Annotated in this window: 15 protein-coding genes, 5 tRNA genes and 1 pseudogene; 7 read left to right on the top strand and 14 right to left on the bottom strand. The window is 22.5% G+C overall.

Annotated elements, in window-relative coordinates:
* Nucleotides 1-82 precede the first annotated feature (82 nt).
* Complete coding sequence (gene glnS / locus RJX12_RS01670; RefSeq protein ID WP_343192031.1) at nt 83-1,741, bottom strand: glutamine--tRNA ligase; 1,659 nt, start codon at nt 1,739-1,741, stop codon at nt 83-85.
* A gap of 287 nt (nt 1,742-2,028) precedes the next feature.
* Between glnS and RJX12_RS01665 the strand changes: the two genes are divergently transcribed.
* The 5 genes from RJX12_RS01665 (at nt 2,029) to RJX12_RS01645 (ending at nt 4,190) form a co-directional block, all read left to right on the top strand.
* Nucleotides 2,029-2,102: transfer RNA gene (locus RJX12_RS01665), tRNA-Met, on the top strand.
* 20 nt (nt 2,103-2,122) lie between these two features.
* A tRNA-Leu gene (locus RJX12_RS01660) sits at nt 2,123-2,204 on the top strand.
* 20 nt (nt 2,205-2,224) lie between these two features.
* Nucleotides 2,225-2,295: transfer RNA gene (locus RJX12_RS01655), tRNA-Gln, on the top strand.
* A 257-nt stretch (nt 2,296-2,552) separates the two neighbouring features.
* Nucleotides 2,553-3,215, top strand: coding sequence for a ribose-5-phosphate isomerase RpiA (gene rpiA / locus RJX12_RS01650; RefSeq protein ID WP_343192030.1), 663 nt, complete (start codon nt 2,553-2,555; stop codon nt 3,213-3,215).
* Between the two features lie 372 nt (nt 3,216-3,587).
* Nucleotides 3,588-4,190: a 5-formyltetrahydrofolate cyclo-ligase gene (locus RJX12_RS01645; protein WP_343192029.1), complete on the top strand. Its 603-nt coding sequence runs from the start codon at nt 3,588-3,590 to the stop codon at nt 4,188-4,190.
* Nucleotides 4,191-4,579: 389 nt separating this feature from the next.
* On the opposite strand, the gene gshA is transcribed toward RJX12_RS01645, so the two are convergent.
* The 5 genes from gshA to alaS all read right to left on the bottom strand — a co-directional run bounded on the left by gshA (nt 4,580) and on the right by alaS (nt 9,685).
* The gene (gene gshA, locus RJX12_RS01640) at nt 4,580-6,157 is read right to left on the bottom strand and encodes a glutamate--cysteine ligase (protein WP_343192028.1); all 1,578 of its coding nucleotides are present in this window, start codon (nt 6,155-6,157) and stop codon (nt 4,580-4,582) included.
* Nucleotides 6,158-6,309: 152 nt separating this feature from the next.
* Nucleotides 6,310-6,383, bottom strand: a tRNA-Arg gene (locus RJX12_RS01635).
* Nucleotides 6,384-6,396: 13 nt separating this feature from the next.
* Nucleotides 6,397-6,485 (bottom strand) — tRNA-Ser (locus RJX12_RS01630).
* 163 nt (nt 6,486-6,648) lie between these two features.
* The gene (gene csrA / locus RJX12_RS01625) at nt 6,649-6,834 is read right to left on the bottom strand and encodes a carbon storage regulator CsrA (protein WP_343192027.1); all 186 of its coding nucleotides are present in this window, start codon (nt 6,832-6,834) and stop codon (nt 6,649-6,651) included.
* A gap of 214 nt (nt 6,835-7,048) precedes the next feature.
* A complete protein-coding gene (gene alaS, locus RJX12_RS01620; RefSeq protein WP_343192026.1) occupies nt 7,049-9,685 on the bottom strand; it encodes an alanine--tRNA ligase in 2,637 nt (878 codons plus the stop codon).
* A 226-nt stretch (nt 9,686-9,911) separates the two neighbouring features.
* Here alaS and rluD point away from each other — a divergent pair, with 226 nt between their 5' ends.
* On the top strand, nt 9,912-10,841 hold the full coding sequence (rluD, locus tag RJX12_RS01615; RefSeq protein ID WP_343192392.1) for a 23S rRNA pseudouridine(1911/1915/1917) synthase RluD: 930 nt from the start codon (nt 9,912-9,914) through the stop codon (nt 10,839-10,841).
* Nucleotides 10,842-11,051: 210 nt separating this feature from the next.
* On the opposite strand, the gene aroQ is transcribed toward rluD, so the two are convergent.
* Entirely contained in the window at nt 11,052-11,513 is a 462-nt protein-coding gene (gene aroQ, locus RJX12_RS01610) for a type II 3-dehydroquinate dehydratase (protein WP_343192025.1), read from the bottom strand.
* Nucleotides 11,514-11,854: 341 nt separating this feature from the next.
* Between aroQ and tldD the strand changes: the two genes are divergently transcribed.
* Nucleotides 11,855-13,303 (top strand): metalloprotease TldD, encoded by a 1,449-nt coding sequence (tldD, locus tag RJX12_RS01605; protein ID WP_343192024.1) that lies wholly within the window; start codon nt 11,855-11,857, stop codon nt 13,301-13,303.
* Nucleotides 13,304-13,403: 100 nt separating this feature from the next.
* On the opposite strand, the gene rplS is transcribed toward tldD, so the two are convergent.
* From rplS to RJX12_RS01570, 7 genes and pseudogenes are all read right to left on the bottom strand, one after another.
* Nucleotides 13,404-13,766, bottom strand: a complete 363-nt coding sequence (rplS, locus tag RJX12_RS01600; RefSeq protein WP_343192391.1) for a 50S ribosomal protein L19 — start codon at nt 13,764-13,766, stop codon at nt 13,404-13,406.
* 12 nt (nt 13,767-13,778) lie between these two features.
* On the bottom strand, nt 13,779-14,543 hold the full coding sequence (gene trmD, locus RJX12_RS01595; protein WP_343192023.1) for a tRNA (guanosine(37)-N1)-methyltransferase TrmD: 765 nt from the start codon (nt 14,541-14,543) through the stop codon (nt 13,779-13,781).
* 32 nt (nt 14,544-14,575) lie between these two features.
* Nucleotides 14,576-15,112, bottom strand: a complete 537-nt coding sequence (gene rimM / locus RJX12_RS01590) for a ribosome maturation factor RimM (RefSeq protein ID WP_343192021.1) — start codon at nt 15,110-15,112, stop codon at nt 14,576-14,578.
* Complete coding sequence (gene rpsP / locus RJX12_RS01585) at nt 15,109-15,369, bottom strand: 30S ribosomal protein S16 (protein WP_343192020.1); 261 nt, start codon at nt 15,367-15,369, stop codon at nt 15,109-15,111. Before rpsP ends, rimM begins: the two co-directional genes overlap by 4 nt.
* A 102-nt stretch (nt 15,370-15,471) precedes the next feature.
* Nucleotides 15,472-16,827, bottom strand: coding sequence for a signal recognition particle protein (gene ffh / locus RJX12_RS01580; protein WP_343192019.1), 1,356 nt, complete (start codon nt 16,825-16,827; stop codon nt 15,472-15,474).
* Nucleotides 16,828-17,078: 251 nt separating this feature from the next.
* Nucleotides 17,079-17,866: pseudogene (locus RJX12_RS01575) on the bottom strand (prephenate dehydratase domain-containing protein).
* A gap of 53 nt (nt 17,867-17,919) precedes the next feature.
* Complete coding sequence (locus RJX12_RS01570; RefSeq protein WP_343192018.1) at nt 17,920-18,213, bottom strand: chorismate mutase; 294 nt, start codon at nt 18,211-18,213, stop codon at nt 17,920-17,922.
* Between the last annotated feature and the right edge of the window lie 339 nt (nt 18,214-18,552).

Genomic DNA, 18,552 nt, shown 5'->3' with positions numbered 1-18,552 from the left:
AAATTTTAATCAGTTTATTTTTTTAAAATTATTCAAATAAAGTTGAATAATTTTTTTATTATATTCAACTTTATTATAAAAATTATTTTTTTTTTGTTTTGTTAATATTTAGAGAAATAATACGATTAAATGTAGCAATAGTGTTATTTATTTGTTTATCAAAACAAAAATAACCTATTCGTTCGAATTGGTATACGTTGCTTATATTTGTTGTTAAAAGATTCAGTTCTACAAATCCTTTTTTTATAATTAATGATTCGGTGTTGATATGTTGCAAAAAATTTATTTCTTTTTCTGGATTTTTTATATTAAATAATTTATCATATAAATTAAAAATAGCAGGTCGTGTATTTTTTGTTGATAACCAATGAATTACTCCTTTTACTTTTCTATTTTTAGGATGTTTTCCTAAAGTTTCTTTATCGTAAATACATTGAATTTCAACTATATTTTTATATTTATCTTTTTTAATTTTTTGTGCTTTAATAATATAACTGTAACGTAATCTTATTTCTTTTCCTAATATTAATCCATTATGTTCTATTGTTTCTTGTTCATAAAAATCAGAACGATCAATATATAATTCATTAGTAAAATAAACAGATCGATATCCCATGTTTGGTTGATTCGGATGATTTGGTACCATTAATATTTCTAAGTAGTTTGTAGGTAAATTAGTGATACGTATTTTTATTGGATCAAGTATTGCCATAGCACGTGGAGCATTTGTATTTAAATCATTTTTAATACATGACTCTAATAAAGACATTTCTATTAAATTGTCTTGTTTAGTAACACCAATTTTATCACAAAATGTGCGTATAGAACTAGGCGTATATCCGCGACGACGTAGTCCAGATATGGTAGGCATTCTTGGGTCATCCCATCCTGTTACGATATTTTTTTTTACTAAAATGTTTAATTTTCTTTTAGATAATATTGTATATTCTATATTTAATCTAGAATATTCATATTGATAGGCTCGATATTTAATATTAATTTTATTTAGTATCCAATCATATAAACGTCTATTGTCTTGAAATTCTAAAGTACAAATAGAATGAGTAATGCCTTCTAATGCATCAGATATACAATGCGCAAAATCATATGTTGGATATATACACCATGTATTTTTAGTTTGATGATGTTCATAAAATATTATTCGATATAATACAGGATCTCTCATTATTATAAAAGGAGAACACATATTAATTTTTGCGCGTAAACAAGCTTCTCCTGTAGAAAAAAATCCATTTTTCATTTGTTTAAATAATAATAAGTTTTTTTCAATACTTTGATTTCTATAAGGACTATTTATTCCAGGTTTTTTTAAAGTACCTCTATATTTACGTATTTCTTCTTGATTGAGAAGATCAACATATGCTAATCCGTTGTTGATTAATTCTATAGCATATTTATATATTTTATCAAAATACATAGATGAAAATTTAACATCATTGTTCCATTTAAAACCTAACCATTTAATATCATTTTTAATAGAATTAATATATTCTATATTTTCTTTCATTGGATTAGTATCATCAAAACGAAGATTACATGTTCCATCGTATTCTGTAGCTAGTCCAAAATTTAAACATATTGATTTAGCATGTCCAATGTGTAAATATCCATTTGGTTCTGGAGGAAATCTAGTTTTTATCACAGAAATTAATTTATTTTTTAGATCTTTTTCTATTATATGCTTTATAAAATTAGTTTGTTTATAGTTATCTTTTTTCATTTTTTTTAGTTATATAATTTATATTTTTTAGTTAAAATAATTTAAATTATACATAAAATTTCTGTACTATAATTGAAATATGTTTTAAAATATAGTTTTATATAATAAATGTTTTATTAATTTATTTTTTATTGATAATTATTAAATTTAACTTTATTATACATGTATAAAATTATAGTTAATGATAATTTCATATTAAATTTGTTTAAGATAAAAATAAATTACAGTGTATCAAATGTTTTTAAATAATTTTTATTTTTTATGTAATTTATCTATCAATAATATTAGGCTACGTAGCTCAGTTGGTTAGAGCGCAGCACTCATAACGCTGAGGTCATGGGTTCAATTCCCATCGTAGCCATCATTACTATACAAATTAGAGCGGGAGTGGCGAAATTGGCAGACGCACCAGATTTAGGTTCTGGCACCGAAAGGTTTACGAGTTCAACTCTCGTCTCCCGTATAAATTAGAATATTATTTTTTGGGGTATAGCCAAGAGGTAAGGCACCGGTTTTTGATACCGGCATCCCTGGTTCGAATCCAGGTACCCCAGATATGTATTTTAGAAATGAATAAAAAATATTCATTATTAAATATATAATATTAGTGTATTTAAAAAATATTTTAAATTATTATGAAATGAGATTAGATATAATAATATTAATAGTCAAATTAATGTTAAAATAATTATCTATTTTTTTTAAAATAATAAAATTTATTATTTTTTTGATTTGGTACATAATTCATTTATTTTTACTCAATAAGTATTTAGAATAAATATAGTTTTTTAATAAAATATGTAGGTTTTATGTGTTAATTTTAAATAAAATAAAAAAATCTGTAGCATTAGCAGCATTAGATTACGTTTGTCCTGGAACAATTATTGGGGTAGGTAGTGGTTCAACGGTATCATATTTTATTGAATCTTTGTCTCAAATTAAAGATTCAATCGATGGAGTAGTATCTAGTTCTATTCATTCAACAAATATTTTAAATAGTATAGGTATTCCAGTATTTGAATTAGATATGGTTGATTCATTGTCAATATATGTGGATGGTGCAGACGAAATTAATGATAATATGCAAATGATTAAGGGAGGAGGAGCAGCATTAACTAAGGAAAAAGTTATTTCTTATGTAGCTGATAGATTTATTTGTATTGTTGATAGTACTAAAAAGGTTAATAAATTAGGTAGATTTCCTTTACCAGTAGAAATTATTCCTATGTCGTATTCATTAGTATCAGATGAATTAATAAAATTTGGAGGTATACCTAAAATAAGAAATAATGTTATTACAGAACATGGTAATATTATTATTGATGTACATAATTTAAATATCAATGATCCTATATACACAGAGAATTTTATTAATTCGTTGCCAGGTGTAGTAACTGTTGGATTATTTGCATTGAAACAAGCAGATATTTTGTTAATAGGTACTGAATTAGGAATTAAAACAATAATAAAATGACATAAGATTTGATTTTATTTTTATTATTAAAAAAATATTGATATATGAATTATAAATACATAAAAATAAATGATTTTAATTGTATTGTTTAATTATTTTAAATATATTAATATATTTTATATTTTTAGTTAAATGTATGTTAAATATTATAAATAATAGTATATTTTATAAGTTATATAAAAAAAATTATATATATAATAAGTGTATTATTTTTTAATCAGATAATTTAAAAAATATTATATATTTTATTTTGTGCTAAATTTTATAGATATAAAAAATATTTAATATTACTATTTTTATAGGGTTTTTAATTATTTTAAAATAAAAAATAAATAATTAATATTTTTAGATACAAAATAGAAAAATAAACATATGTCAAATGATGATTTTACTAAACGAAAAAATATACGAAACAATATAAGAAAATTACGTAATGGACTATCTTTTAATGAACAAAAGATAGCATCTTTAAATTTATATAAAAGAATATTAAATTATAATATAATTAATAATGTTAAGTATGTTGCAATATTTTTTTCATTTGATGGAGAAATTAATACTTTTCCATTAATTACTCAAATGTTAAATAAAAATATTAATGTTTATTTACCAGTGATAGATCCATATCATTTAAGAAATTTACTATTTATTAAATATAATCACACGACTCAATTGGTATTAAATAAATTTAATATTTTTGAACCCAAGATAATTTATAGAGATATAATTGATATTAATCAATTAGATATTATTTTTGTGCCTTTAATAGCTTTTAATAATTTAGGATATCGTTTAGGAATGGGAGGAGGTTTTTATGATAAAATATTGCAGAATTGTAAAGATACAATTGTTCCAATTGGTTTAGCTTATGATTTTCAATTTATATCTTTTTTTCCTGTCTATTCATGGGATATTTTGCTTCCTATTATTTTTACTCCTACAAAAATTTGGAATAATGATTATTTAATTAAGTAAACATGTATAGATAATATACATATATTTTTGTATAGTTATGTAGTTGAAATTAAAATTAATCTGATTAAAATGTATGTCATATTTTATATAGTATAAAATACATGTATTGTTTTTTTATAATATTTAAATATAGTAAATATATTTTATGGGATTAATATTAGTTAAAATATTTATTTTATATAGGTAACAATTAGTTATATATTTAATAAATTTTTTATATAAAAATAAAATATACTAAAAATTTAATTTTTTTTAATAATTAATTATCAGTAAATAATTTGTTTGTATATTTAAAATATATAATATATTTTTGATTTGTATAATTAATTGTAGATAATTTTTATATCTAATATAGATAATTTGCATACATATGTTTTTTAAGGTCACAATTATTTAGTTAATATTTTTTTGTATCTTTTTAAATACGTTTTAAAATTTATTTTATCGTGCATTTCTATATTTTGTCTTTTTTTATGAGATAACATTGCTTCTTGATATAAAATTTTGTAATTTAAAAATTTCATTTTTTTATCTATAAGTTGTTTTTTATATTTTCTTGCTAATTTTAATCCTGTTTCATTTATTCCATTTGTAATAATTTCATTAAATATTTTTCCTGAATAAGTTAGTTCAGGTTCTTTAAAATATTGAATAAATTCATCACAAACTTTTTCGTATGGATTATTTTTAGAATTTTTGTCAAGATTTTCAGCTATATGATATAAATCATGAAATATTATTTTACCGATAGATATCAATTTTTCTTTTTTTTTGTTTCCGTCAACATTGATCATTTGATTAGGTTTTCTTCCTTCTAGAAGAATAATATTCCAATTATTATTATATAATTTAATATCAGTATTATGAATTTCTGATGAATTAGCGAATAAACACCAAATTAAAAATAAGTCTAAAAATAATATTTGTTTTATATCAATTCCTATAGGTGAAAATGGATTAATATCTAATGATCTGATTTCAATGTATTCTATTCCTTTGTTTTTTAAAGTATTTAATAATGATTCATTTGTTGTAGTTTTTTGTTTAGGTCGGATATGTGTATAAAATTCGCTTTCCATTTGAAGTAAGTGATTACTAATTTGTTTAAAATTACCTAATTTATTTTTTAAACCTATTTTTTTAAATATTTCAGAAGGTGTATTAATAGCATTTTTTAATGAATTAATATAATCTGTAAGATTATTAAATGACACATTCATTATATCAGAGGTTTTGCTATTGTTATAACCGATAGAGCTCAGTCTTAATGATGTAGACCATGGTAGGTAAAGTAAATTGTTTGGACTTTTTTTAAATGTAATGTTAGATTTTTTATTTTTTATAAAAGATGGTTCAATAACAGGAGAAGCACCAAATAAATATGGAATTATCCAACCAAATTTATGATAATTTCTAATTAATTTAAAATATTCGGAAGAAATAATATTTTGTATATTTTTTATATTAGTAATATTTTTCCATTGTTTCCAAAAATTAATAGATAAAGAAAAATTATAATGTACCCCTGAAATCATATTCATTAAACTGCCATAACGGTTTTTTAAACCTGTTCTATATAGTGTTTTTATTTTACCGAGATTAGATGTTCCATATTTAGCTAATTTTATTGCGCAATGTGGTGTTATATAATATGGAAAACTGAATGGCCAGAGATATTCATTTTTAATATTTTCACTAGTATACTTATGTAAATCATATAATATATCAATAAGATTATTTAAATTAGTAGACTTTGGAGTTACAAATTCTAGTAATATTTCAGAAAAATCAGTAGTTATCCATTTATGTGTTAGAGACGAACCAATTTGATAGGGATGATTTGTTGTTGGCATGTTTCCATCTATTTTTATTCGTAATGTTTCTCTTTCAATTCCTCTGGTAATATTGTCTAATATATTTGGATTACATTTTAGCCAACATAATACTGATGATATATTAGGAATCAATTAAACCTCCTAATTGTAAATAAATTAATTTTTATTATATATAAATTAATTATAGTATTAGTATTATACAATAAATTATTTCTGTTTTAGTAAAAATATTTAATTTTTATATATATGTAAAATTTTAATTTTATAGAGAATATTTTTTAATTTGCATCCGAAAGGATTTGAACCTTCGACCTCTCGGTTCGTAGCCGAGTGCTCTATCCAACTGAGCTACGGATGCTATTTTAAAATTATGGTGAGAGAGGGATTCGAACCCTCGATGCATTTTTATTTACATACTCCCTTAGCAGGGGAACGCCTTCAACCACTCGGCCATCTCACCTAATTAATTGTGTATTAATAATTTTTAAATTTTACTAATTTTATTACTATATTACTTTTTTATTGAGTAAGTCAATTTTTTTTAAAAATGAGTTATACGAAAAATAGATTAAATGATAGCGTATCTTACAGTGTATTATTTTAGTAAGATACGCTATGATTGGTTAATAATTGGATTTTTGATTTTTTTCTGCTTGGATACGTTGGTAAATTTCTTCACGATGTACTGAAACTTCTTTAGGGGCATTGACACCAATTCTAACTTGATTTCCTTTGACTCCTAGTACTGTTACAGTTACTTCATCTCCAATTATAAGAGTTTCTCCAACTCGACGAGTTAAAATAAGCATTTTTTGCTCCTTTAATAATTGAGTAAATATAGCTTATTTAATTCCTACCTGCATATTCTATCATATGAGATTTACAGTAGACCGTAAAGATATGTTTATATATATTATATTTGAATATGTTTATAAGATTAGAATTATTTTATTTTGTATTGAGTATCATAGCATAAGAGTGTTAAATATATAAAATAGTATTAATTAATTTAATACATGTACATTATAAAATTGAATTTATCCATAACTCAATATTTTTAAATGCTTTTGGTAATTTTTGTAGATATGTACTTCCTCCTTCAGCCATAGATTCATTACCGCCTCCTTTTCCGTTAATATCGTTTAATATTATTTTAATTAATTCGTTTGCTTTAATTAGTTTACTAACATGTTTAGTAATTCTTACAATAATAGTTACTTTATTATGCAAAATATTTGCTAAAATTATTATCGAATGTTGAAATTTATTAATTAGTTCATTAATAATCAAATGTATTATTTTAATATTTTTATCTTTTAATGTGTTTATTAATAATGTAACATGTTTAATTTGTTTTGTTTGTTTAATTAATAGATTAACATTATGTAGTACTTCTTTATCTTGTAGTTCATTAAGTTCTTTTTTTAAATGGTTGTTATGAGATATTATTTTTTTGATACTATCATTTAATATATATTTATTAGTTTTAAGTAATGAACATATTTTTTGAATATTATTTTCTTGTTCATGTATTAATTTTAATGCTATTTCTCCTGTTACAGCTTCTATTCGATATATATTAGAAGCAATACTACGTTGTGTTATTATTTTAAATAATCCTATATTTCCTGTTTTTTTTGTATGAGTACCTCCACAAAGTTCTTGAGAATGTTTATCTATGCAAATTACACGTACATTATCATGGTATGTTTTGTTAAGTAATCTTGTTATATTTTTGTTTTTAGCATCTTCTAAGCTTATTTGTTTTGTTTTTATGCTGTTATTTTGAAAAATATATTTATTAACTAACTGTTCTATATTTTGTACAATTAGTAACGTCATAGGTTGATTATGAAAGAAATCGAAACGAATTAAGTCAGATTTAACTAGCGATCCATTTTGATATATATGATTTCCTAATATTTTTCGTAAAGCAGAATTAAGTAAATGTGTAGCTGAGTGATTTTTTTCAATATATGTACGTATTTTACTATCAATATTAGCAGTGACGTCATGTGTTTTTGTTAAATATCCAGATGTTATGGTACCTATATGAAAAATTGTATCATTGTTTTTTTTTGTATTTTCTACTGTAAAAGTTCCTGTATCATTATAAATATGTCCTATATCACCTATTTGTCCACCAGATTCAGGGTAAAATGGTGTTTTATCTAATAATATAATTCCTTTTTCTCCTAACATCATAGTATCTTTAAATTGATTATTAATTATAATATTTATTATAGTAGATTTAGTTTGGTTTAATGTATAACCCATAAATATAGTTTTTTGATCTATGGAATTAAAATGTTTATAGTTACTATTGAATACTTTTGTATCTCTAGAACGTTTTTTTTGTTGATCCATAGCATGTTTAAAACCTATTTCATCTATTTTAATATTATGTTCTATACATACTTCTTTAGTTAAATCTACTGGAAAACCAAAAGTATCATATAAATAAAATATTACTTCACCATCTATGATTCCATTATGTACTTTTTTTATTTCTGTGTTGAGTAATTTTAATCCATTTTCCAGAGTGTAATTAAATTTTACTTCTTCTTGCATTAAAATTGACTTAATGTATTCTGTTTTTTGAATTAAATAATTATCAGTAATGTTCATTGCACATATAACGCTATTAATTAATTGATAAAGAAAAGCATGTTTTATACCTAATAAATATCCATGACGTGAAGCTCTACGAATAATACGACGTAATACATATCCTCTCCCTTCATTCGAAGGAATAATATTTTCTGAAATCATAAAGTAACATGCTCGAATATGATCAGCAATGATACGTAATGATATATTATTTTTTAGGTTATGTTTAATTCGGTTAATTTTCTCTATTTTTTGAATTAATTCTTTAAATATGTCTATTTCATAATTAGAAGATACATTTTGTATTATTGATGCAATACGTTCTAATCCCATACCAGTGTCTATAGATGGTTTGGGTAACATGCAAAATGATCCATCTTTTTTTTTATCGAATTGCATAAAAACGATATTCCATACTTCAAAATATTTTTTTATTTGATCGTCAGATAACGTCATTGTAGATGGGTTAATAGAGTCTTGATTATAAAATATTTCGGTGCATGGACCACAGGGACCTGATTCACCCATATACCAAAAATTATCTGATATATAAGGAGAATTATGACATTTGTCACCAATGGATATAATTCTATTTTCTGGAATTCCTATAACATTTTTCCATATTTCATACGTTTCTTCATCTGTTTTATAAACGGTAATTAAAAATCTTTCTTTTGGTAATGCAAACCATTTTTTTGAGGTTAATAATTCCCAAGCATATAGAATAGCTTGTTTTTTAAAATAATCTCCAAAACTAAAATTACCTAACATTTCAAAAAATGTATGATGACGAATACTATAACCTACAGTTTCTAAATCATTATGTTTTCCTCCTGTACGAAGACAGTACTGATTAGTTACAACTTTTGAATATTTATAATTTTGATTTGTATCTAAAAAAATATTTTTGAATTGATTCATTCCTGCATTAGTAAATAAAATTGATTGATCGTTAATTGGTATTAATGAACTACTTTTAATAATTTTATGTTTTTTTTCATGGAAAAAATTTATAAAACGTTGTCGTATTATTTTTGTTGATTGATACATTTTTATGTCCGTTTTAATTTAAACATATTTTATTATGTTAGTAATAATTGCTGTCTATAATATTTGATATAAAAAATCATTAATCAATAATATTTATTATATTTTTTAAAAAAATTTTGTTGTTTAATAATAATAGATTGTTTTAACATTATATTATATTAATAAAATTTTTTTATTAGATTTTTATCAATGTTTATTAATAAGGTAATTATTATGGAAAAAAAAAATTTCAGCTATTATTCCTTTATTATCAGTAGAAAATAAGCGTTTAGATAAAACGTTATCAGTTATGTTTTATGAATATTCAAGAACTATGTTAAAAAAAATGATATTAAATGGGTATGTTTCTGTTAATGGGGATATTGTACAACAACCTAATTTTAAGGTGTTACAGGGAGATGTTGTAACAATATATATTGTTACAGATGAAGCAGAAGTGTTTGCTAAAAATATTTTGTTAAATATTGTATATGAAGATGATGATATTTTAGTAATTAATAAACAAAAAAATGTTGTTGTACATCCAGGAGCTGGAAATGTAGATAATACTATTTTAAATGCTTTATTATATAAAAATAATTTATTTTTTAATATACCACGGGCAGGTATTATTCATAGATTAGATAAAAATACCACGGGATTAATGTTAATTGCAAAGAATATATTTTCTTATAATAAGTTAAAACATGCTTTAAAGATTAGATCTATTGTTCGTGAATATGAAGCTATAGTTATTGGTAACATTATCACAGGTGGTATTATAGAAGCGCCAATTTTACGTCATTTTAAAAATAGAACTAAAATGTTTGTTAATGCTAATGGTAGATATGCTAAAACTCATTATAGAATTATTGAACGTTTCCAATATCATACTCATTTACGTATAACAATAGAAACTGGACGAACTCATCAAATTCGAGTGCATTTTTTACATATAAAACATCCTATATTGGGTGATCCTGTATATAAAAATTCATTTAATTTACCTAAAGGTATGTCAACATTAGGAATTAAAACTTTAAAAAGTTTTTCCAGACAAGCATTACATGCGTGTAAATTAATTTTTATGCATCCTAAATCTAATCAGTTAATGACGATTGCAATTCAATTACCAAAAGATATGCTTCATTTAATAGATGTATTAAGACAAGGATAATTAATATTATTAAATGTATTAAATTAAAATAATTATATCATTAAATATTTTAAGTAAATTAAAATATATATATTAATATTGTTTTACAATGCCTTAATAGAAGAGAAATTGTAAAACAATAAATAATTGAGTTATATACTAAATGTTAATATATTAAATATGTGATGATATTAATAATATAAAATATTTTGATAAGTATTTATGTATTTATTATTTAAGTGAATTAGTAGATTGAACGTATTTTATAGCACTTTTTAATGACCAAACGTATCCATCTATTCCAAAACCAGAAATAACACCGTCTGCAATATCAGAAAACCATGAATTAGATCTAAATTGTTCTCTTGAATAGATATTAGAAATATGTATTTCTATGAAAGGAATATTTACAGCTAAAAGAGCATCTCTTAAAGCTATACTAGTATGTGTGAACGAAGCTGGATTAATTATAATATAATCAATATTTTTTTTAGCTTGATGGATATGTTCAATTAATATATGTTCAGCATTTGATTGTATGTGATGCAGTTTTACATTATATTTTGTAGCTATTTTGTTTAATTCGTCCAATAATTGATTTAACGTATAATGACCATATATTTTAGTTTCTCTGGAACCTAAAAGATTAATGTTAGGTCCGTTAATTAGTAAAATATTTTTTTTGTTATTCATATTTTTTCCTTTATTAAAAATTTTTATATTTTTTAAAGTTATAAAATTATTTTAGTGATATACTAAAATTAAAAATAATAAAATGTAAACAAATGAAATATTTTTTTATCAAAAATATATTGAGTACATATAAAAATTTTAATAAAATAAATATATAATTATTATTATTATATTTTTATGAAGTTTTTTATCTAATTTAATTAATGTAGTATTAACATTAAATAATATATCAATAAACTATTTTTTAGTATTCGATACTATGAAATATTTCATAATTATTTCATAATATATATATATTATGTTTTTTATCAATATTAATGCATTGTTACAAGAGAAAAATAATGATATTCAATTTAGTAAAGGAACAATTATTAGATACTAATAAAATCAGCATAAATGATATATTTTTAGTATTAAGTGATTTATCAGAAAAAAATTTTGATTATTCTGATTTATATTTCCAATCTATCTTTAAAGAATCTTGGGTTTTGGAAGATAATATTGTAAAAGAAGGTATATATAGTTTTGACCAAGGAATTGGAGTTCGTGGAATTAATAAATTTACTACTAGTTTTGCTTATACCAATAGCATTACATTAAATGCTTTACAAAATAGTGTTAATTCAGTAAAAAAAATATTTAATAACAAATCTAATAAAACAATAAAAGAATTATCTAAAGTAGATTATAAAATTTTGTATGAATATATAAATCCTTTAAATAGTTTTTCGTATCAAGAAAAAATAGAAATTTTAAATAATATAAATATTTTAGCTAGAAAAATAGATAAACGAGTTATAAAAGTAAATGCAACTTTAAGTGGAAAATATGAACAAGTATTGATTGTAGCTACAGATAGTACATTAGCTGCAGATATTCGACCATTAGTACATCTTTCTATAACAGTAGTAGTTGAAGATAAAGGCAAACGTGAATCTGGTCAAAGTGGAGGAGGGATTCGAAAAGATTACGGTTATTTTTTAATGAATCATTTATCTGGAAGTACATATATTGAATATTTAGTTAGAGAAGCGGTAAGAATAGCATTATTAAATTTATTTGCTGATTGTGCTCCTTCAGGTAGTTTTCCAGTAGTTTTAGGTGCTGGATGGCCAGGTGTATTATTACATGAAGCTGTAGGTCATGGGTTAGAGAGTGATTTTAATTATAGAGAAACATCTGTTTTTTCTAAAAAAATAGGACAAAAAGTCACATCACGATTATGTACAATTGTTGATGATGGCACAATGCAACATAGAAGAGGTTCATTAAATATAGATGATGAAGGAGTTCCAAGTAAATACAATGTATTAATTAAAGAAGGAATTTTAAAAAATTATATGCAAGATAAGTTTCACGCTAATTTGATGGATGCAAAACTTACTGGTAATGGTAGAAGAGAATCTTACGCTTATTTACCTATGCCACGTATGACAAATACTTACATGTTATCTGGTGTATCTAAACCTATGGATATTATTAGTAGTGTAAAATATGGTATATTTGCAGTTAATTTTAAAGGAGGGCAGGTTGATATTACTTCTGGTAAATTTGTTTTTTCTACTTCTGAGGCATATTTAATAGAAAGGGGTAAAATTACTAAACCAATTACTAAGGTAATGCTCATTGGATCTGGATTAGAGAGTATGAATGATATTTCAATGGTGGGAGACGATTTATATATGGATGAAGGTGTTGGTATTTGTGTAAAAGATGGGCAAAGCGTGCCTGTTGGTGTGGGACAGCCAACTATAAAAATAAATCATTTAACGGTAGGTGGAATGGTTTAATAATTTATATTATAATAGTATTAATTACATTAATATGCAGTCAAAAATATTAATAATATATGACTGCATGGATAATTTTTTATGATGCATTATTAGTATGTTATTTTTTATTTATTATATTTATTTTTTCTTTAATTCGAGCTGCTTTTCCTTTTCTTGTCCTTAAGTAATAGAGTTTAGCTTGTCTTACTGAACCATTTCTTTTTACTAGAATTTTAGAAATAATAGGAGAATGTATTTGAAATACTCTTTCCACTCCTTCACCATGAGCAATTTTTCTTAAAGTAAAAGACGAATGTAAACCACGGTTACGTACTGCAATTACTACACCTTCATAAGATTGAATTCTTTTTTTTGCACCTTCTAATACCCACACTTGTACTTCTAAAGTGTCTCCAGACTTAAATTGAGGTATGTCTTGTTTAAGGTTATTTTGTTCAAATTTTTGAATAATATTCATTATTTTTTGAATCCTTTAAATAAATTTATTTTTTATGGTTTTAAACCATTCTTGCTTGAATTCAGTTAATAACATTGTTTGTTTTTTAGTTAAAGTTAATTTATTTAATAAATCTGGTCTTTTTAACCAAGTTATTCCTAGAGATTTCTTTATTTTCCATTGTTTTATTTTTTCATGATGCCCTGATAGTAATATTTTTGGTACAGACATACCTAAAACGTTTTTAGGTCTGGTAAATTGAGGAGCGTCAAGTAATCCATTATAAAAAGAATCTTCTTCTATTGATTCTTGATTTCCTATGACACCTGGAATTAATCTAGATAAAGCATCAATAAATATCATCGCTGGCAATTCTCCTCCAGTAACAACATAGTCACCTATTGACCATTCTTCGTCGATTTGGTGGGAAATTAATCTGTCGTCTATTCCTTTATATCTCCCGCATACTATAATAAAATTATTTATTTTAGCTAACTTAATAATATTTTTTTGGTTAAGAGGTTTTCCTTTTGGAGAAAGATATATTATTTTTGTTACTTTATTTTTTATTTTTTTTGCTTGTTTAATTGCATTAAGTAAAGGTTCAAATTTCATTAACATTCCGGAACCTCCACCATATGGACGATCATCTATAGTTCGATACTTGTCATGCGTATAATCTCGTGGATTAAATATGTTTAAATGAATAATACCTTTTTTAATAGCTTTACTGATAATACCTTGATTTTTAATGGCAGAAAATATTTCTGGAAAAATGCTAATTATATTAAAATAAACCATATTATTTTATAAGGAATGTTGTAAAATATTTTTTATTTATAGATGTTGTTCCAGTTAACTATTATCAATTGATGGATAATATCAATTTTTTTTATCACTGATTGATATAGAAACGGAATTAGTATTTCTTTTTTTGTTTTTTTTTGTTTAATGATTAGAATATCATTAGAACCGGTTTGTATAATTTTAATTACTTTTCCTATGTAATCATTGTTAATTGATATAACATTACAATTAATAATATCATTCCAGTAGTATTCATTACTTTTTAATTTGGGTAACATATTTTTTTCTATAACGATGTAAGAATTTGTTAATTTTTTTGCTTGATTTTGATCATCTATATTTTTTATTTTGATTAATATAAAATTTTTATGATATTTTTTATTCTCTATATTTAAAGTTATCCATTTATAATTGTAATTGATTAGCAATGGACTATATTTTAGTATATTATTTTTCTGTGATGTAAAAGAAAACAATTTTATCCATCCTAATATTCCATATGTTGCTCCGAGTTTACCAATAATACAAGGATATATTGGTTTATTTATATATGTTATTGTCATTTACTAATATTTATTTTTTTGTATTTTTTTATCAAAGTATATGTACGTTGAGACATAATAGCACCTTTTTGAATCCAATAATTTATTCTATCATTATTCATATATATATTTTGTGATGTTATAGAAGAATAAATTGGATTAAAGTATCCAATGCGTTCAAGGAATCGTCCATTTCTTGGAAAGCGACTATCAGTAACAATAATTTGATAAAATGGACGTTTTTTTGAACCATGACGAGCTAATCTTATTTTTAACATAAAATATCCTTAAAATATTTATTTTTGTATGGTTATATATAATAATATTAACTAATATGTTTTACGTTATATTTTATATGTATATGAGAAATGATTGTAAATTTAATTAAATAAATTCTTAAAATTTATATTTTTTATATTTTTAAGCATTTTACTCATATTATTTGGTTTAATTTTTTTCATTATTTTTTTTAAATAGTTAAATTGTTTTAGTAATTTGTTAATATCTTGTATATTTATTCCAGAACCTAAAGAAATACGTCTTTTGTGTGATCCTTTAATTATTTCCGGGTTTTGTCTTTCTTTTTTAGTCATTGAGTTTATTATAGCTATAAATTTATTTAATAATTGGTCATTTATATGATCATGTAAACTGATATTATCATTACTTTTATATTGTGGTAATTTATTAACTAAATTGGAAATTCCTCCTATTTTTTTCATTTGTTTAATTTGTTTTAAAAAATCATCTAGATTAAATTTATTGTTAAATTCATCATTTAATTTTTTAGATTTATCTTTTTCAATATGATTTTCTAAGTTTTCTATAAGTGATAATATATCACCCATTCCTAGAATTCGTGATGCAATTCTTTCTGGATGAAAAGGTTCTAAAGCTTCTATTTTTTCTCCTGTACTTATAAATTTTATTGGTTTTTCAGTAATATAACGTGCAGATAAGGCTACTCCACCTCTGGCATCACTATCTACTTTAGTTAATATTATTCCTGTAATTGGTATAGATTGATTAAATTGTGATACTATATTAATACTATCTTGTCCAGTCATAGAGTCAAGTACAAATAAAGTTTCTGTCGGTTTTATTGTATTATGTATGATTTTGATTTCATTCATCATTTTTTGATCAACATGTAATCTACCAGCTGTATCAATAAGTAAAATATCATATAGTTTTAATTTAGCATATTCTAATGCTTTTACTACTATATCAATTGGTTTTTGATTACAATGTGAAAGAAAAAAATCAATATTTGCTTGAGTAGATAATATTTCTAATTGTTTAATAGCAGCAGATCGATAAATATCTGTAGATACAGTAAGTATTTTTTTTTTATTTTTTTCTTGAATCCATTTTCCAATTTTAACTAAATTAGTAGTTTTACCTACTCCTTGTATTCCTATAAATAATATAATAACAGGAGGTATGTCATTTAAGTTTAATTTATCATTTTTTTTACCCATTAAATTAATTAGTTCATTTTTGACAATTTTAATAAATGTTTGTCCTGGTGAAAGACTAGTATTGATTTTATTGCCTAAAGATTTTTCTTTAATACAGCTCATAATTTTTTGTATAACAGATATAGCAACATCAGCTTCTAATAAAGCTATTCGTATTTCTCTTAATGTAGTTTGTATATTTTGTTCAGTTAATCTACCTTGATTGGATATTTTGTCTAATATTTTTGACATATGTTTAGTAAGTGTTTCAAACATAATTTTTTCCTATTTTTAAAGTAATAAAATTTTTTATATATTAAATTCACTATATACTATACATAATATATCAAATTTGTATGAATATTAAATTATCTTTAAAATAGATAAAAAATTATTATAATTTTTTATCTAATAAAAAATATGTACTATTTCTTGTTTATTTTAGATTATATAAGATAATTAGATGTTTATCGTAATAAATTAAGTAAAAAATAAAATTTGTTATTTTTATATTAATTAAACATATTTTAATAATTGTTTTTTGTATAACAACCTAATATTTTTATTTGATCAACAATTGTATGTAATTCAGATAATGCATTTTTTATACTAGAGGGTATTAGTACATAATATGATATATCGATGTAACAAATTGATTTTATAGGATTAGAAGAAATATCTTGAGATGTTAAATATTTTATATTTAAATAATATTTTTTAAATAATAAGTGTATATTTTTAAGTAATTGTGGTTTTTTTATACAAATAAATGCTAGTGTTATTATTTTCGATGTATCTTCTATAATATTAACAGGAGTATCTTGTAAAATAATAAATCTAGTAGTATTGTTTTTTATATTGGATATATTATGAAATAATATATTTAAAGAATACAATTTACTACTATATTCGTTACCTATAGCAGCGATATTTTTGTTTTTTTTTTTGATAAGTTTTCAATAGCATAAGATGAACTAGATGTATTTTTTAATTTCCAGTGTGGAAATTTATTTAAAAATATACTACATTGTTTTAAAGGTTGGATGTGGCTATAGATAGTATTTATGTTTTTTACATCAGTGTCTGGTAACGCTATAATACAATGATTGATAGGAAGATATATTTCTCCTATGATAGATAATTTAGTATGTTGTAGTAGATTATATACTTCTAAAATAGATCCTGTAATTAAATTATGTATAGGTAATATTGCTAAATTAGATTTTTTATTTTCTACATTTTTTATAACATTTTCAAAATTAATACACGTCTTTTCTATAATATTCAAAAAATATTTTTTAGAATATTTCTTCATTGCTAAATACGAGTAGGATCCTTGTGGACCAAGAAATGAAAATATAACATGAGTTAAATTATTTTTTTTTTTAAAATTTTTTCTTGGGAAATTATTGAATATTCTATAATTGTAGTAAATATATTTTTTATATAGGTACTATTTATATTATATTTTTCACCTAATTTTATTAATTCTGTTAATAAAAAATGTTCACGTTTTGTATCTTTTATGGGTAATGATTGATCAATTTTTATTTTTGCAATTTTTTTGACTACTGATTGTCTTTTGGATAATAGCACAATTAAATCGTGATCAATTTTATTAATTTTATCTCTTAGGTGTGTTAAATAGTTATTGTAAATCATAGTTATATAGTCACTATTAAAATATTTAATTAATACGTGTTAAAATAATAAACATTTATTGTTTAAAGCATGTATGGTTTATAATATTGTGATATAATTTAAAATTATTTTATATTTTAAAATATTTTATTTAATTCATAATTACTTGTATTATATATAATGTTTTAAATAAAATAATATATATAATTTGATTAAACACCATTTAATTTAATAAAGTTTAAGATATTAAATGATCTTATAAAATATTTTTATAATAAAAATATTTCACTACTAGAATAGGTTAATATCAGTAATTTGTCAAATAAAAACGTTCTTATATTTTGATGTAATGAATATATA

The organism is Buchnera aphidicola (Formosaphis micheliae), from assembly GCF_039403185.1.
Classification (GTDB): domain Bacteria; phylum Pseudomonadota; class Gammaproteobacteria; order Enterobacterales; family Enterobacteriaceae; genus Buchnera_C; species Buchnera_C aphidicola_B.
Note: the sequence above shows the minus strand (reverse complement) of the source record. Positions and strands in the feature narration are given on the sequence as shown.

Excerpts from the sequence above, each read along its gene's own strand:
- glnS (WP_343192031.1), bottom strand. The coding sequence starts at position 1,741 with ATGAAAAAAGATAACTATAAACAAACTAATTTTATAAAGCATATAATA.
- RJX12_RS01645 (WP_343192029.1), top strand. The coding sequence starts at position 3,588 with ATGTCAAATGATGATTTTACTAAACGAAAAAATATACGAAACAATATA.
- csrA (WP_343192027.1), bottom strand. The coding sequence starts at position 6,834 with ATGCTTATTTTAACTCGTCGAGTTGGAGAAACTCTTATAATTGGAGAT.
- alaS (WP_343192026.1), bottom strand. The coding sequence starts at position 9,685 with ATGTATCAATCAACAAAAATAATACGACAACGTTTTATAAATTTTTTC.
- aroQ (WP_343192025.1), bottom strand. The coding sequence starts at position 11,513 with ATGAATAACAAAAAAAATATTTTACTAATTAACGGACCTAACATTAAT.
- tldD (WP_343192024.1), top strand. The coding sequence starts at position 11,855 with ATGATATTCAATTTAGTAAAGGAACAATTATTAGATACTAATAAAATC.
- trmD (WP_343192023.1), bottom strand. The coding sequence starts at position 14,543 with ATGGTTTATTTTAATATAATTAGCATTTTTCCAGAAATATTTTCTGCC.
- rimM (WP_343192021.1), bottom strand. The coding sequence starts at position 15,112 with ATGACAATAACATATATAAATAAACCAATATATCCTTGTATTATTGGT.
- rpsP (WP_343192020.1), bottom strand. The coding sequence starts at position 15,369 with ATGTTAAAAATAAGATTAGCTCGTCATGGTTCAAAAAAACGTCCATTT.
- ffh (WP_343192019.1), bottom strand. The coding sequence starts at position 16,827 with ATGTTTGAAACACTTACTAAACATATGTCAAAAATATTAGACAAAATA.
- RJX12_RS01570 (WP_343192018.1), bottom strand. The coding sequence starts at position 18,213 with ATGATTTACAATAACTATTTAACACACCTAAGAGATAAAATTAATAAA.